The 17,244-nt window shown below is 57.1% G+C and carries 8 protein-coding genes and 1 pseudogene; 6 read left to right on the top strand and 3 right to left on the bottom strand.

Annotation, left to right across the window (positions count from 1 at the left end; translation table 11 throughout):
- Positions 1–230: 230 nt before the first annotated feature.
- Genes AC07OT_RS00095 through AC07OT_RS00085 form a run of 3 tightly spaced genes read left to right on the top strand, consistent with a single transcriptional unit; the run spans position 231 to position 2,360 of the window.
- A complete protein-coding gene (locus AC07OT_RS00095; protein ID WP_495107047.1) occupies positions 231–1,415 on the top strand; it encodes a tetratricopeptide repeat protein in 1,185 nt (394 codons plus the stop codon).
- A 25-nt stretch (positions 1,416–1,440) separates the two neighbouring features.
- Positions 1,441–1,986, top strand: coding sequence for a tetratricopeptide repeat protein (locus AC07OT_RS00090; protein ID WP_495107046.1), 546 nt, complete (start codon positions 1,441–1,443; stop codon positions 1,984–1,986).
- Between the two features lie 2 nt (positions 1,987–1,988).
- Positions 1,989–2,360, top strand: a complete 372-nt coding sequence (locus tag AC07OT_RS00085) for a hypothetical protein (RefSeq protein WP_495107045.1) — start codon at positions 1,989–1,991, stop codon at positions 2,358–2,360.
- Between the two features lie 48 nt (positions 2,361–2,408).
- On the opposite strand, the gene AC07OT_RS00080 is transcribed toward AC07OT_RS00085, so the two are convergent.
- Both AC07OT_RS00080 and AC07OT_RS00075 read right to left on the bottom strand, forming a co-directional pair.
- Positions 2,409–2,873: an Imm30 family immunity protein gene (locus AC07OT_RS00080; RefSeq protein ID WP_281112245.1), complete on the bottom strand. Its 465-nt coding sequence runs from the start codon at positions 2,871–2,873 to the stop codon at positions 2,409–2,411.
- Positions 2,873–14,206, bottom strand: coding sequence for a hypothetical protein (locus tag AC07OT_RS00075; RefSeq protein ID WP_495107044.1), 11,334 nt, complete (start codon positions 14,204–14,206; stop codon positions 2,873–2,875). Before AC07OT_RS00075 ends, AC07OT_RS00080 begins: the two co-directional genes overlap by 1 nt.
- A gap of 469 nt (positions 14,207–14,675) precedes the next feature.
- Between AC07OT_RS00075 and AC07OT_RS00070 the strand changes: the two are divergent.
- Positions 14,676–15,289 (top strand): annotated as a pseudogene (locus AC07OT_RS00070) (thioesterase II family protein); the annotation flags it as partial.
- A 10-nt stretch (positions 15,290–15,299) separates the two neighbouring features.
- Positions 15,300–15,461, top strand: coding sequence for a hypothetical protein (locus tag AC07OT_RS00065; protein ID WP_227451597.1), 162 nt, complete (start codon positions 15,300–15,302; stop codon positions 15,459–15,461).
- A 243-nt stretch (positions 15,462–15,704) separates the two neighbouring features.
- Here AC07OT_RS00065 and AC07OT_RS00060 read toward each other — a convergent pair whose 3' ends face one another.
- Positions 15,705–16,793: a hypothetical protein gene (locus tag AC07OT_RS00060; protein ID WP_495107043.1), complete on the bottom strand. Its 1,089-nt coding sequence runs from the start codon at positions 16,791–16,793 to the stop codon at positions 15,705–15,707.
- A 191-nt stretch (positions 16,794–16,984) separates the two neighbouring features.
- Between AC07OT_RS00060 and AC07OT_RS00055 the strand changes: the two genes are divergently transcribed.
- The gene (locus AC07OT_RS00055) at positions 16,985–17,191 is read left to right on the top strand and encodes an RNA polymerase sigma factor sigma-70 region 4 domain-containing protein (RefSeq protein WP_057010985.1); all 207 of its coding nucleotides are present in this window, start codon (positions 16,985–16,987) and stop codon (positions 17,189–17,191) included.
- Positions 17,192–17,244 lie beyond the last annotated feature (53 nt).

The raw sequence follows: 17,244 nt of genomic DNA, 5'->3' as shown, positions 1-17,244 counted from the left end.
CTCCCCCGCCCCAACTGAACCGGCCTTGCGGTTCAAGACAATTGGACTGTCCGCGAGCGCGGTAAATCAGCCCCTCTGTCAGTCCTTATGCGTCGATTTCGAGGATTGTTTAGGGCGGGTGGAAATTTTTTTATTTCGCCAGGAAATTGCGCGGTTCCCCATGACAGCGAGCCAGCGCTAAGGCAATAATCCGGCACACTGCTACCCATGTCCCAGGGAAGGATTGATTGATGAGCACCGACGGCATCCTCGCCGAACAACAGCGCCTGGCAAGGCTACTGACATTTCTTGACCACGACCCAGGCAACCTGACACTGATTTGCGACGCTATGGGCAAGGCGATCGCGCTGGGTGACCTGGCTATCGGTCAACAATTGATCGAGCATGTAAAGATCCACGGTATCGAGGATGCCAGGGTGTTCGCCAACGGCACTCACTTGCTGCTACAGGCGGGCGACTACTCGGCAGCCGCCGCCTTTGGAGACAAGGCAATCGCGGCTGGCCTCAATGATCCTGCCGTCGTCTTCAACACCGCGCTGGGGCATTTCCACAGTGCCGATTTCAGCGCTGCCGACACCCTACTTGCCCATCTGACCCCGCACGCCGATTGCCCCGTCGCGACCTTGCTGATGCATGCCCGTGCCCTGCATCAACTGGAAGAAACCGAAGCGGCCGAAGCCCTGGTGCTTCGAGCACAACAACTTGAGCCCCACAACGTCGACATTCGCGGCTTGCTGGCACTCCTGTTGTACGAAAACGACAATCTTGCCCAGGCGCTCAGCACTGCTCATGAAACCCTGGCCATTGACCCGGACCAACGCGACGCATTGATCGCGTGCGCCACGGTGCAATTCGAGCAACACAACGTAGCAGCGTCTCGCAAGGCGTGGCTGCATACCCTCAAGGCTTATCCGGACTGTGGCCGAGCCTGGTCGGGGCTAGGCCTGTTGGAATTCGGTGAGCTTGAGTTCGACCTGGCTGAAAGTCACCTCAAGAGCGCCGTCCAGTTCATGCCTCACCATATCGGCACTTGGCACCTGCTGGCCTGGATTTACATCCTGCGCAACGACAACGCTCAAGCACGCGCGGCGCTGGAGCAGTCCTACGCCCTGGACCGCAGCTTTGGAGATACCCACGGCGGGCTGGCGGTGGTGGATATCCTCGAAGGCCACTCGGACAGAGCACGCATCGGCATCCGCAAAGCGCTACGTCTCAAGCCCGACAGTCTGGCGGCCCACTACGCACAGGCACTCCTTCTGCAGCAGGCCGGCCAAACAGATGAAGCCAGGCAACTGATCGATGGTCTCCTGGAGAAAAACCGCCCAGGCAGTGAAATCACTGGCCGTACGCTGGTCAACCAATGGCTGCAACGTCACCAGCAAGGCACAACGCCGCCCAATCCCGGCCAACATTGAAGTCATCCCTTATGGAGCCCCAACCATGCTGGACGCAACCGAATACCTGCACCTGGCCATTCACGCCAGCAAGGACGGCAATCACCACGCCGCCCTGAACTACCTCAATACCGCACTGGAACAACAGCCAGACAATGCTGCCGCGCGTTATTTCCTGGCGGCCGAACACGCGGAACTCGGGCTGCTGGATCGTGCGCACGCCGGCATGACCCAAGCCCTGGAACTTGATCCCCAGATGGATATCGCTCGCTTCCAACTCGGGCTGCTGAACCTGCAATTGCAACAGGTCGAACAGGCCCGCACAGCCTTTGATTACCTGCAACACCGCACACAAGACCTCAGCCTGAAATGGTTCGCCAGCGCCTATCTGGATATGCTCAATGAGCAGCCAGGGAACGCCGTCGAGAAGCTGAAAAGCGGCATTGCCGACTGTACCAACCCCGCATTGAAAGCGGACATGACGCGTGTACTGTCCAGCCTCGCAGATACCGCCGTTGCCCCCCAAAACGATACACTCGCCCCGCCAGGCGTGTTCCTTGGCGCTTACCGTGACAACCTCGAGACCCCGTGACAATGAGCAAGATCGACCCCACTCGACTTTCCCGCGTCCTGGCCGCCCTGGCTAGACCCAAGGAACAGGTGACGTCGAGCGCTTTCACTCAGGCTGCTCCCGGCAAAAGCCAGAATGCCGGCAAGAGCCTGGAGACGCTGAAAACACGCTTGCATGGCCGCATCAAGGCTTTACAGCCAGATGCGGAAGGTTTTCGTGATGCCGCACCGGTCGTCACGATTCAGGAAATTTTATGCTGGGAGTTTGGTGATGGGATTCTTGAGCACAGTGATTTCAAGCAGATCGCGCAACAGGTGACGCAAACCATGATGGGCGAACCAAAACTGGAGAAAACGATCCGCACGATTATTGATGAGGCCCTGTCGGGAAGATAAGACCGGGCATTTTGGCAAGTCATTCACCTCCCCATACCGCCATAAAAACTACGTGCGCGCAGCCAGCAGAACACCCATTGTCTTGCTCATAAACTCTGGGCTTCTTTCATTTATCTTACTTGCAATATAGGCCACAGCGTCCTTGGTTGGCTTATCTGACTCGCGCAACGCTTTCACAATGATTTCCCGCGCGGCATCACTATTCAGCACGCGCAGCAAAACAATGGATGCCCACTCGGGATTACTGGCCACGATCGTGGGATAGACAGCCAGCAAGTCTGCAACATACGCATCCAACGGTGCCGCTTCTGCCGCGTGGATAATGGAAAACATGCATTCATGATGTGGGCAGCCGTCATCTAAAAGCGGAAGAAGGAATTTTGCCGCTGAGGGTTCGCCGAGTTGGCTTAATTCAAACACCCCCTCATCCACTACTTTCGCCATATCAGCGGGCCTGTTTGAAATCACCTCGCTCAGTCGATCAATTATGTTTACAAAGGAGTTCGACGGCATCAATCCGGCCTCTTGAATATTTCTGGAAATTTGACCTTGTTCTGCTTTATCAGATCCTGCAGCTGATCCCTTATAAAACCGTCATATAGTCCGTCTTTTTTATAAATTTGTCTAGCATCCCATACGCCCTCGGCCAGTGCCTTACGCGGCGTCATATTACTATCAGCCGTGTTGCCATAGGTAAATGTTTCCCTGTGCCGCCCGCCGACGCCTGGGTGAGGCTGTTCCATATTAATAGCGATGCCCTCATCTCGCGGAACGTCATGTTCTGCCATGTGTTTGGCCGAAGGTATATGGTGCGGCGTAATATTGTCCCCCACCGACCCTGCATTGATAAGCGCGCCATAACTCGCCACGTCTCCTTCGGTGGGAAGCAGCGCCTTATCATTGCTATATGTTTTTCTTTGAACACTCTTGATATAGGTCGCGTTTGCCGCACCAATACCGTCCTTGACCTTACCCATAATCATATTGGCCGAAAAGAACGTACCTTCCGCTGCAATCGAGGCAGCATCAGGCCTTAGTCCTTTTGACTGGTAGAAATCACTCAACCAACGCTGCGCCAGTTCCTGGCCTTGCTCCAGGTACTCTCCAATTGTATGGGAGACCACAATATCAAGTGTCGCCTTCGCCGGCCCCGCCATGCCATACATAATCGCCTGGGCAGCAAACCCGACGACCTTACTTGCAAGTTCGTGCTGTTGTGCAAACTCGCCAAGTGCCAACTCTGCGTTATGAATAGGCGGAAACGCTCTGTTCGCAAAATTGACCAGCGAACTTGAACTCTCACCCACCCCATCAACCACGAGTAATGGCTTACCCACATCCGCCGTAGTAATAATGACGCCATTCTCGAGATGAAATGACATCTGGTCATTCTCAAGAACTTCCTGCCTGGTCAAGGCTGCACCACGCACACCACTATTAAGGATCAACGCTATTTCTTCGCTTGTCGCCCCGGAACCTACCAGCCCCCTGATAACATTCAACGTGTGCGGTGATGCGGTTTGAATATTCCCACTGGCATCTATCGTATAGTCAATTTTTGCCGCGCTCATCGCTTCTTGCATTATTGCCTTGACGCCCGACTCTCCGATTTTGTGCGCCACATAGTTGGCGAATGAATTGCCAAACGCATCAACGGCTACTTGCCCATAGTTGGGTTTATCGCCACCAAACCATTTATCGGTGATGACCGCCGAGGATAAAGCGCCCGCTTGAGCCCTGAAAACAGCATCGGAAAAATCATTGCCGCCGCCAACACTCCCCCCGATGACAGAGCCTACCGCTGAGGCGGCTACGCTTTTCCAATTGAATGATGCGTCCAACCCCACGACTCTGTTAGCCGCATAGTTGCTGGCATAACTAAACACACCTTGTGCCGCATAACCGACGACCAGATTACTGGTGCTCGCACCCGTTTGCCCTATCGCGTTCACACCATTTGCGAGGGTTGGACCAAAAGCCCCCTGACCAGCTGCGTAACCAAGGCCACCCGTGGCAGCTGTCGTGAGTGCGCCCGCGGCAACCTTCCCCCAGGAAAATTTATCCACCGCGCCCATGCTCTTGCCGACCACCTGGCTGAGCGTGCTACCGACAGCACCCGCCACCAGCAACGTACCCGTGATCGCCGTAAAGCTGGCAGTGGAGGCCGCTACTGCAGCGGTCAGTCCGCCAACGCTCAGAGCCGCGACGCCGGCTGAACCGGCGGCGGCCATGCTCGCACCGCCGAGCAGCGCCAATCCCGCACCTGCGGTAAATATGCTCGCCACGACGGCAACGACCACCATCACGATGCTTGCAATGCCGCTGCTCTTTTTGCTTTTCGGTTTTGGTGGCGGCGGAAGCGTTGGCGATGGCGTGGTATCGCCAATCACCTCGTTGGCGTTATAGGGTTTAAAGGTCGTCGCACTGTTGCGATCACTGCTCACCACATTCGGAATAATGATGCTTTCGCCGGCGACCAACAGCCGCTCTGCATCCAGGCCGTTGGCGTCCGCAATCAAGTACCACATGCTCGCGTCACCCCAGACGGTCTGGGCAATGCGTGTGAGTGTGTCGCCGTCGTTTACGATGTAGCTGCCGGGCACCCGGCCAGGATGTTCCGAAGAGATAGGCTGCAACGTATCGGTAATTTCCGGCACGCTGGCATTACCGAGGGTTGCCACCTCATTGCCGTTGAAATAAACATAACTTTGGACCGCACCGCTGTTCTCTCGGCGAGCGATAACCTGGCCTTCGCGATTGGATGAAAACTTGCGAACCGAATTACTCGCGCCACTCATCCTGTAGTGTAGAAGCTCGCCCCGATCGGAATATTTCAACGCAGTAACCCCGGCGTTACCGCCATAACTCCACGTCGCGACAATGGTGCTTTCCTTATAGCCTTCGTACATCGCGTAGGTTTTCGAATAAGCCCCGGTATAACTCAAGGATGCGCCATCGGGCTTGTAGACTGCGTAACGGTAGGCACGTTGGTTTCCGGCGGCATCGATCATTCCCGCCTCGCCAAAGTAACTGGCTTGCGACAACTTCTGCACGCCCCCAGACACATTATAGGAAAGCTGGGAAATCAACTGATTGTCGCCGCGATAACTATAACCGAACGCGCCGCTGGCCACCCCGTTCGTATAGCTGGTTTGGCTTACCTTGTTGCCACGTTCGTTATAGGCGTTGGTAAACAGCAGCGAGGACGCCCCGACCGTCTGTACCTGTTGGCTGGTGTCGCCTCCCAGCCCTCTTGTTATCTTGCTGTCCGTGGAGCTGAGCACCTGCCCCAAATCGTTATAGACATAGTTGCTTCGATTGTAGACTTCTGACGTCGCGGTGCTTGAAGCCCATTTTTCGAGGCTCTGCCGCCTGCCCGAAGCGTCATAACTCACCAGATAACCTTTCCCGGAACTGCCGGACTTGCCTGCAACAACCTGCCCGTTGGCGATATAGCCTTCGGCGACGAGCACCCTGCCCTCGCTGTCGTACTTGTACCAGTTATCAATCACCGTGCGCACCCGCGATTGATTGGTTGTGTCCATGTGAACAAGTCGACGGTTACCCAATTCGTCATATTCATACTTCAACGATTCAAGCCCCGCCAGGGCCGAAATGTCATAGTTCATCCATCGTTCAATACCAATAATCCTGGCTGAAACGATAGGTGTAATGTTGAGATCTTCCGTAAACCCATCAAACACGGCGCCGGAGTGGGTATAGATAATAGAATGCGCATTCAGCGCACCCGACAACACATTGCCAGGCAATGATTTTATTTCTTTTAACTGGCCAGTTTCATTCAGCCCGGTACGCGTCTCACTTAACGACGCAATATTATTCCCAGGCACCATATACTCAAACGAGCCATATGGATTTTCCGGATCATCGAACAGCAAGATGGCCTCGGTATTCACAAATTGCGCGACGTTTATTTCACGCACTTTAGCGCCTGACAAATTATACGAATACTGTGACGCTTTTACATCCGTGATCGTGGTCTCGCGCACCAGATCCATGCCGCTAAAGCTGTCTGTTATTGCACTGACCAGGCCATTCTTATAGTAGGTATAGGAGCGAAACGCGCCGAGCCCGCCCACAGACTTGCCCGGTACAGCAGGAACAACGACTGCTTCCCTGGCGACCTGGCCAAACTTGTTGTATTCGTAAGTAAAGACGCGCCCACCCAGGTCCTTATGACTCGACAACTTGCCAAAATCCACCTCATTGAATGTCCACGTCAGGGTATTGTTCAACCCGTCAACTTCCTTGCTCTTGCGATTGTATTCGTTGTATTCATAGCCCCTTTCGTATTTGGATTCGTTGCGTGTGCGGACAATATTTCCGCGCTCATCAAACAGCGTGTATTTGGTATTGCCGATCCCCCCCGTATTGATGCTGGAAGCGTTCGCCTGCCCGCTGCTGGTCAGCGTTTCTTCGACTGCCACACTGCCTGTGGTCTCGCCCACCAGCCTCCCTGCCTGGTCGTACTGGTTGGTCAGCAACGTGACGGCGGCGCCATTTCGGATGACGCCATGGGTGAGTTGGCGATCCAGCGCGTCATAGGTGTCGACCAGTACGACTCCCGTTGCGTCCTGGATGGCGACCCGATTGCCATTCGAATCCATTCGATAGTTGCGCGAATAGCCCAACGCATCGACATCACGCATCAACTCGCCGGCAGCGTTGTAAATGTGCTGACGGCTGCGCAACTCAGTGCTGGTGGCCACACCCGCGTAAGGTCCCACCAGATCCACTTCCTGGATCAGCAAACCTGACGCGTCATAGCGTTTTTCGTGAATGAGACTGGCGCGATAGCGAGTACCGTTCTCTCGCAGGATATCGGTCACCGGCAAGGTTTCGGTCAGTTGTTTGTTGTTGTGATCGTAGCTGTAGGTGGTGACGTAGCCCCGGGCATCGGTGCGACTGAGTACGTTGCCCCAACGGTCGTAGGACTGTTGGATAATCGGGGTAGTTAGGGTGAGTGTGACGTTATTCAGGGTATCCGCATTGATGTTAGCTTCGAAGGCTGGCAGGTGCTGCTCAAGGGCACGGCCTAGCACGTCGAAGCGTGTATAGGTGATGCGATCATCCGTGGTAATGGCAGCGTCGCCAATCTGATTGCTGCGCGAAGCGTTGCCCCCCAGATCGTAGTCAACCTGGGTGAGGCCCTGGGCATTTTGCTGCAGGACTGCACGGCCGACCTGGTTGTAGCTATAGCTGGCTCTTACCGCACCGTTGAGCAGTTGGCTGGCGACTTCACCAAAGCGGTTGTAGAGCACACTGTTGACGGTGCTTTTTTGTGAGTTGTCGGCAGCGGTGAACCAATCCGTCGTCGATATCTGCTCACCCAGCAGGTTGTAGCCGTAAGTGCGACGAAGAGTCTGACTGCGCGTCACGGCGCTGCCATTGACGGTCCAAGCACTGAGCACGACGCTGGTCTGACGGCTTTCTTCGGCAATACGGCCGGCGACATCAACTTTGTAGTTCATCGCAGAGTTACCGGCGTCAATGCTCTTGATCGTATAACCTGCGGCGTCGTATTGGGTCCGGCTGGTCTGCGTCAGCCCGGATTGGCTGAGGTTGCCGGCACTCTTGCCCGCTTCGCGGGTTTCGCTAATGACTTGGCCGAATGCGTTCACCATAAAGGTCGTGATTGGCGAAGCGACAACCATGGCAGTCGAAAATGGATCAACCGCACCGGCCTGGGCGGCAGATCGCGCAGGCTCGATGATTTTGCTGACATGGCCAACGGCGTTGTAAGCCTTGGTGGTGACATTGCCACCGGCGTCTTTCTGGGTCAGCAGGTTGCCGACGCCGTCATAGGTAGCCTGGCTAATCACCAAGCTGCCGGTAACCTGGCTAGCCAATACCCCATTGGATTGGGCATTGATGCTTTGTTGCCAGTAGCGCACGCCTTCCTGAGTCACGCTGCTCAGGCGACCCATGGCGTCATACGTAAACACGTTACGGCGATCGTTGCTGTTGCTGGAAGGTGGTGTCGGCAGGATGCCTTCGCTCCAGCTCACCAATCGGGTCGCGTACTCAACCTGACGACTGAGCTTGCCCAGCGCGTTGTACTCCATACCGGTGTAGTGCCCCAAGCCGTCCACTGCAGCGATGCGGTTCCCGCCCAGATCGTAGTAGTAAAAGGTGTTGGCACCGGTAAGCAACGTTGCCCCGCTGTTGTTTCGGGCAATCTGGGTTTCGCGAACCAGTTGGCCAAGTGCGTTGTAGGTGTAGACGGTGGTGGGTGCGGCGGTGATCAGCGATGAGGTGGCAACAACGCCTATGAAGGTATATAGGCTCACCGGATCCTGCTGTACGGCAGTTTTGCGCCCCAGCGCGTCGTAGGTGCTGACCAGGGTGCGGTCTTGCGTCGGGTTGGCAACCAACGTGGTGGGAGTGATTTCCCCACTCTTGTAGTAGCCGGCGGCCGGCACCGTAGCGGACAGTGCATTGGCATAGCGCTTGGTTGTAAGGATGTTGCCCTGGGCATCGTAGGTGTAGGCCGTCACGCCCTTCAGGGCATCAATGTCGTGGCTCAAGCGGCCAAGCAGGTCATAGACCTTGTAGCTGTCAGCGTAATCGTTAGCCGCCGTCCCGGTATTATTGACGCGTATGCGATTGCGTACAGCATTACCCAACGCGTCGTAAGTGACTTCCGTAGTGACCTGGAAGGTATTGGCTGGGATCGAAGCGTCAGCGCTTTGCTGAAAGGCACCGGCGGATTTGTTGTACCAGCCAGGCGATGTAATCCTCACCTGATGCCCCACCGCGTCGTACTCGTAGCGAGTAGTCCGAGACTGGCTCAAGTCATCCAGCAGGGCACTGTCGTTGACGTTGCCGCGCAGCCGCCCTTCGGTACGCGAAAGCACGTGGCCGAGGGCATCGTAGTTGACGGTGGTAACAAGGGCACGCACCTGGGTACTGACGACGCCCGTAGCGGAAATACTGGCAACGGTGATCGCCGGGCTGATCTCTTCCACCAGGCGGTTCAGGTTGTCATAGTTGTAGCGCCACACCGCGCCATTTTTGTTGGTCAGCGTTTTGCGGTTCCCCACCGCATCGTAGGTGTAGGACTCCGTCTTGTCGGCAGCATCGGTCACACTCGTAAGCTGGCCGATCTCGTTGTAAATGTACGAGGTCGTGACCGGCTGTGCGCCTGACGAGGCCAACGTGGCTGCAGTAGCTGCCAGGGTTTGGGGTGTGGCGGTCGGGATGACTTGGTTGTAGCGAATGCTTTTAGCCATCTTGCCAGTGAGGCTATAGACCGTTTCGGTCACACCACCTCTTGCATCGATGCTGTAGCGCACTCGACCCATGTCGTCATGGACATAGCGGGTGGACTGATCTGCCGCGCCGTTCACACTTGGGGAAACACTGGCTGGCGCATCACCAAAGGTATTGACCACACTGCGCGCAATAGCCGTCGCAAAACGCGTAGTGCGGGTGATTCGACCGCTGCCGTCATAAGTGTTGCGGGTCACCCCGCCCAAGGCATCGATGGTGTCCGTAAGACGACCTGCGTTGTCGTAGACGTACCAAGTGCTCACACCCGCTGGGTCGATCTTGCGCGTAACCTGATCATTGCCGTTGTAGCGGTAAGCAGTGGTCAGGTTGATGCCGTTGGGATCCAGGCGCTCCGAAGTTCGGCGGCCCAGTTTGTCGAAGGCATACAGGACTATCTGCTGGTTCGGGCTGGCACTGGTCCCCCGCGCCACCTGAACCTGTTGGCCAGCACCGTCATAGGTGTACGTAGTCGTAAGCTTCAGCCCATCCGGGTCCTGTGTAACGATCAACACCTGGCCATTACGGTCATAGGCGTAATCGGTAACGAGTTGTTCAAGCAGGCCCTGCGCTTCAATGACGCGGACTTGGCGGCCCTGGCCGTCGAACGTGTATCGGGTTATTGCACCATTGGCAGCGGTACGGCTGACCACTCGGTTACCGGCGTCGTAGGTGTAACGGGTCAAACGCCCCAAGGCATCGGTAACGCTGAGCAGACGCCCAGCGTTGTCATACGCATTCGTAGAGCCCTGGCTCAGCGCATTCAGAGTGGTCAGCAACTGACCCGTCTTGTCGTAGTTGTAGGTCGTGAGCTTGCCATCGCCATCGGTCAAGGTCAGCGTTTGGCCATGGCGGTTCTTGACCGTGCTGACACTGACGCCGTCCGGCGTGGTCACGGTCATGGAGCGAGTGGCGTCGTTATAGGTGTAAGTGGTGGTCTTGCCCAGGGCGTCGGTACTGACCAGGATCCGCCCAAACGCGTCGTAGTCGGTGCTCTCTGACTGGCCCAGCGCGTTGAAGTGGTGAATGCGGCGACCGCTACCGGAGTAGATGACATTGCTCGTCAGGCCACGGCCATCAACACGGCTGATCACTCGGCCAAAGGCGTCGTAACCCGTTGCAGTCGTACGAGCCAGGCCGCCGACATCTTCATTGATGGCAATCGCTTCACCACGCTTGTTGTAACTAACACTGTCGGTGACCGTTGAGCCGCTCGCCAGGGTACGGGTCACCGAGATCTGTTCACCAAAACCGCTGTAGCCATAGCGGGTCAAAAAACCCAGGGCATCGGTGCTGGAGATCAACAGGCCGCGGGTATCGTAGCCATAGGTACGACGGTTATCCGACGCTGCATTACGAATGGCCTGCACCAGGGTCTTGACCGGCAGCGTTAGCAGGCCACCCGTCAGGGCTGCGGTATCGGTAGTGCTCAAACGAGCGGTCAGGCTGGTTTTTTCACTGGCCTCGCCAAAAGCGTTGTACGCCGTCTCGCTCACCTCGCCCAACGCATTGACTACATGGGTCAAGCGCCCCGTGGCGTCGTAGTAAGAGACACTGCGGTTGCCCTGCGCATCCCGCACGCTGGCGGCACGCCCGGCGGCATCGTAGCTATAGGTCAGCCCGTACTGAGCGTAGATGGCTGCAACCTGGTCATCGGTCATCCCTGTGATGACGCGCGTAGACGCTTCCCCAAGCAGCTTGCCGATGGCTTGCCCAAACGCGTCGTAACGCGTACGGGTGCTGCGCTCGTCATTGGTGCCTTGCGCGGCGGTCTCACGCACCAGACGGCCGGCGGTGTCATATTCATAGGCAGTTACGCTGCCATCAGTAGCGGTACGCAGACTGACGCGGCCCATTGCGTCATAGGCGAGCGTCGTGGTGTGTATGACCGCACTCGTCTGCACGCCAGCCTTGACGGACGCGAAGCGCGTACCTGCCGTGATCTCGGGCGCGTAGGCGGTGCCATAACGAATGGTTTTCTGTTGGTGGGTTGCTTCGTCGTACACCACTTCGGTGACGAACTGTTGCTCGTCAACGCTGCCTGTCTGGCGGCCTGCCGAGTCGTAAAAGAACCAGACCCGCAGGTTGTCTCCGGTTGCAGGGCGCAACTCTGCAAGGGTGCCACCCGCGCGACTGCCCAGCGCCGTAGCCGTGGCATAACGGATTACCTGTTGTAGGCGACCGCTCGCATCAAAGACGTTTTCGCTCAGGTAGCCTTCGGCGTCCAGTTGCGCCACCTGCCGGCCACTGGCGTCGAAGAAATAGCGGATGGTACGGTCGCCAGTCTGCTCCCTCACCAACTGGCCCCGGCCATCGTAGGTCTTGGTAGTTACAGTGCCAACTGCGTCGGTGCTTGTGCTCAGCCGCCCGCGCACATCATAGGTGTAGCGGGTAGAGCGATCCGCTGCTGTTGCGGCCGGGCGAATATCACTGACTAGGGTTTTGATGACAGCGGTGCCGTTGTACCAGCTACCGGTCAACACCAAGGTGGCATAACGTCTTTCCTCGGCGCGCTGACCCGCTGCGTTGTAGACATACTCCACCACAGCGCCAATGCCATCAACCTGAGCGCTGACCCGGCCGGCTTCGTCATAAAAGGTGTACGTGCGCACGCCCGTCATGTCTTGCACCATGGTCTGCCGCCCCATAGCGTCGTAAACATATTGCGTCGTGCGTGTGGCCACGCCTGCAGCCGTTTGCGTCAAGCTGATCAGGCGGCCTGCGGCGTCGAAGGATTGGGTGAGCGTTTGCCCGACGGTGTTGGTTGTCGAGACGGTCCGACTGGCGCTGTTATAGGTTGTAGTACGTGTGCCGCTGGCATCGACCTGACTGATCAGGCGTCCCATCCCGTCGTACACCGTGGAGACCAGGGTGGTCTTCTCGGTACGCCCTGCACCACGCGTAACGATGGTTTGCAGTAATTGGCTGGCTTGGTCGTGGACATACTCAGTGATGACGGTTGACGCATCCATCACCCCTACACCGGATGAATTTACCGTGCCGTATGCCTTGCGTTGGCTGAGATTGCCACGGTAGTCATACGTCAGATCAACCAGCGTCGAGCGCGTTGTATCGCGTGCGGCCACCCAGGCGTTGATCGAGACGGAGGAAAGTGCCTGGGTTGGGGTCAGTGCGCTGAGGTCATAGGTCGCGTCGCCATAACTGATCTCCCGCACCAGCAATCCCCACACGCTATAGAGATAGCGAGTGACGTTGCCATCGGCACTGATCATGGCGCTCGGACGATTATTCCCATCGTAGAGGTAACGCGTCACCTGTGCGCTCGATGCCGGCGGATCGGTCCAGGTGGCGGAGCTGCTGTTCCAGGTCGCCGGCAGTGTGTAGCGAATTTCGTTGAGCAACTGGTTGGCGGTGTCATAGGTCCGCGTAACGGTAGTGCCCGAGCTGTCGCGCTCCAGGGTGCGGTTGCCATTGGCGTCGTACTGATACGACAGCACGTTGCCCAGGCCATCGGTTATCCGGATAACATTGCCATCCACGTCATAGGCATAGTACGTCGACAGCCGCTGGCCACTGACGGCCGGCGTCTGCACTTGAATCAGTTGGCCCCCAGCGTCGTAGTAGTAGCTCCACTGTTGATTGAGGCCATTGGTGACGTCGGTGCGACGGCTGCCGGTGTTGTAAGCAAAAGTCGTGGTGCCTGATGCATCGTTTACCGTCTGAACACGGTACTCACCGTCCACCAGCACATAGGTAAAGCTCGCCGCGCTGCCATCGCTCTGGCTAACCCTGGCGATGCGGAAAGTGTTTGCGTCGTAAGCGTAGGTGCTGGTGTAGACGTTGCCATCCGCAATGCTGTTGTCGGTCGGCGTCAAGTCGGTGCTCACACTGGTCAATCGACCCAGCGTGTCGTAGCCGTAATACACCTGCTGCGTGAGCGCGCCGCCTTGCGCGGTGCGGGTATCCAAACGCGCAAGTTTTCCGGCAGCGTTGTATATCAACACCAGCTCTTGCCCCGAGACGTTGTCCTTGACCGCTGCCAGGCGACCATTGGTGTCGTAGCTATAGCTTGTCATAACAGCCGAGCGATCAGTCATCGATGCAATCCGACCGGTTGCGCCGTCGTAACGCTCGACCATATGTGTGGAGCCTTCACTCCACACCCACTGACCGTTGGCTGCATCCCAAGCCAGCGAGTCATGAGCGCCATCGCCTTCATTGGACTTATAGGCGCTACCGTTCCAGGCATAGCGTGTCTCATGGCCGTCGCCAGTGGTACGCACCACACTGCTGCCGGTGGTATTGCGCGTGCCACTCAACACCACCTTGCGCTCGCCTTCCCAGCGCCAACCATCGGCATCGCCGTCCGTCAAAGCGCCCTGAGCGTTGTACGTACGGGTATGAAACAGGTCCTGTCCCATTGCCGACAGCTGCTCGTCAGTAAACCGCAGCACCAGGTTACCGTTGCTCGCATTGACCATTGCCTGGCCACCTGCCTGGCCCAGACCACCCTGGCCAAATCCCCCTACGCCCCCCAACGAGTTCAGCGACGCATTGAACAGACCTAATCCATTGCCGGCAACGACCGCAACCATGCTGCTTCCCCTAACACACCCAAAGATCGGAAATTCGTCGCAGCTCGCGTACGGCTGAACGGCGCCTACGATCAGACTTGTTCCGCTATTGCAGTATTTGTTTAGGGTAAATAAGAAATATTATTGATAACGGAGGATGCCCACATACCTGTGCCAAAGAGATACATGTTCGATGAAGATAGCGACGACCTTGAAGCGCCTGCAGAGAGCGCTTCTGAGGAGGCATAGGCATCCGGTGCTTTAGCTAACCGCGTAGGTATGGCTACGAGGCACACACGGTGCGCGTTGGGGGCAAAAATGGGGGCATAGCCCATCTTTTTTGAGCAAAAACCACCGTTCTAGAGCCCAGTCGAAATGTTTTTCGGCGACTCCGGGCTCTTCGCTGTTCGATGCCTTGGAAAACGGTGCCGCTGACTACCGCATTTATCAGTGGCGCAAAGGCCCGGTACAGGGCTTGGTCGAGGCGACGGTGGCGCGCGGTCTGGTCGAGCGCTCCAAGCGCCTGGATGCGGTATTTGCCGGCCAAGCGCCCGACCGCGAACGCTGGTTCCCGCTGGAGCGGCCGAACACCGCTCGTGGCTATCAGGTGTTCGCCCTGCCCTACGCTGGTGGCTGCGCTTCGGTGTATCGTCAATGGCAACTGCCTGGGCCTTGGAAGCTGTGCCAGGTGCAATTGCCAGGGCGCGAAAGCCGCATCGCCGAGCCCAGCATTCAGGACATGACGCAACTGGTGCGCCAGCTCGTCGACGCGATCCGGCCCTACACCGACAAACCCTGGGCATTGCTGGGTTGCAGCCTGGGATGCAAAGTCGCCTTCGAAGTTGCGCGGGCCTTGACCAGCGGGGGCGCCACGCGCAGTTGCTGTTCCGGATGGCATGCCCGACGCCGAGTTTGCCGATCCAGCGCAAAGTGTCGGACTACAGAGAGGAGGATTTCGCCGCCGAAGTCCGACACCTGGGCGGCACGCCGGAACAGATCCTCGCTGATGAACAGATGATGCGTACCCTCACCCCCACCCTGCGTAACGACAGTGCCTTGTCGGAAGGCTACTGCGTAGCAGCCGATACGACCCTGGCGGTGCCGATGGTGATGATTGCCGCACCTGGTCACGGTGGAAGCCGCGCGACGCTGGAAACGGCACGCAGCAGCCGGTTCCGACTGGCGCCTGGTGGACGGCGGGCACTTTTTCCTGCGTCAGCAACACACGCAGCTATTGGGCTGGCTGTCTGAAGCCCTGCAACACCCGCCGCGCTGAATAAGCCTTTAATTACCTGGATCGAGATTAGCCATGCCGTTGGATATTCACACTTTTACCGTTCACGACATCAGCCGCTTTCCACTCTGCATCGCGCGCAACAACGTGGTCGTACCGGGCTACGGTGCACAGTGGCAAGCCGAAATCGAGGCAGTCATGGCCCATGGCGTACCCTTTGTGTTGATCTACCTGGAACCTGGGGACGACGAAGCCCACGCCGACCGGGTTCCTGCGACGGAACCCTCAATCGCCAAAGCGTTGAAAAATCCAAGGCAATTGCTCGGGTTGGTAGCCGTTGATCTTTTCTCCCACCGAGATAAGCGCGTTGTTGACGCTGCGTGGGGTAGTGCCCATTCCAGGTAGTCTTTCCGCCGTAATCCGGCAGGCCTGCGCTTTGCTGAGTCCCTGGTCATGGTGAAGGTCCCAGGCGAATAGCCCTCGAATCAACGGCGCAACACTGGTGAGTGTCTTGAACAATTTATGCGCCTGTACAGGCTCGAATAAGTCGACAAAATCCGTGGCCGGCGACGGTTCGTCGAGCAAGCGTTGCAGTCTGACGTAATCGCCTTTTGCACGGGCATCCGCTAAACGCCGTGCACGAATCATTCCCCTGCCGGAATAAGCGGCGTTCACGATTTCCCTTCTGGATGGCGCTGGAGTTTCGGAGTCAAACACCACAATTACACTATCGGTGACCCGTTTGCCGTTGATGATCACTTCATCCACGTCAGTGGTGAAGCTCCTGACACTGCGATTGGAAACAGGGATGGGAGACTGCCCGGGGCGGTTATAGAACGTATCGACCTCAATCATCCGTGGCGGCTCATGGTCCTCGTCGATTCGGCTCTGCTTGCCATGGTATGAGAACTTTCCGGTGGTGATACCCATTTCCTCACGCCCGGCTGAAGAGTTGATGAATACCCACCAATCCCACATCAGCTCAAGTTCGTTTTCTACGGCCAGGTCGGCAAGTCGGAAGCCCCGCGTGAACTGCAACCTTGACCAAACTTCATCAATCTGGTTTCCGAAGCGATTCATCGTGTCCCGCAACAACTGAGCCTGGTGTTCGTTATCAGCCTCATCAGCCGGGTCGTACTGCCACTGAAACGCGTCCAAAAGGATCGCAGCCCCCCTTATGCCTTCGATGGGCTCATCCATCACTTGGCCGGGGGTATCGATGGCCTGGGCTATTTGATCATGCAATTGAACAAGCATCCGGTGTGCATTCCCGGTTACCAAGCGCTCTTTGCGCTTAGCGAGCTCAATCCAGAACAGTTTGTCCCACCTGTCCTTTGTCTCGACTTCGTCATCCGTGTATTCGTCTGTTCGCATAAATCACACCATGCTGGGTGCTACCCAGGTTGGGATGGCCGATAAGCAGCAGAGTGAATAACCTGCAACCGGCTAGCTCACTCAGACTCCAAATCCGGGGTTTACAAAGGGCTTGCATACAGAAGGAGCGGCCCAAGCCACGCCTTCTCCTCACACCATCAACATGACGCGAGTCGAATACAGAGGTCCCTATGTTTGGTTTTTTCTCAGGCATCCAGAAAGAAATAAATCGCGGCTTTTACGGCCAGCTTGCCCGGCGTGACCAAGACGCTTTCTTGCAACATCTCTATGACAAAGGCTACTCAGTCCCGGAGATCAGCAAAGAAATGGCGGTCACTGCACCCAATATTTACAACCGCATCACCGCACATCGCGGGCGCGGCCCACAAACCAATTGAGCCTGCCTGGCCGACCAGGTGAAACCACGGGCTTGCGCCTCGAAAGCAAGCCC

The organism is Pseudomonas sp. GW821-FHT09C10, from assembly GCF_059418085.1.
Note: the sequence above shows the minus strand (reverse complement) of the source record. Positions and strands in the feature narration are given on the sequence as shown.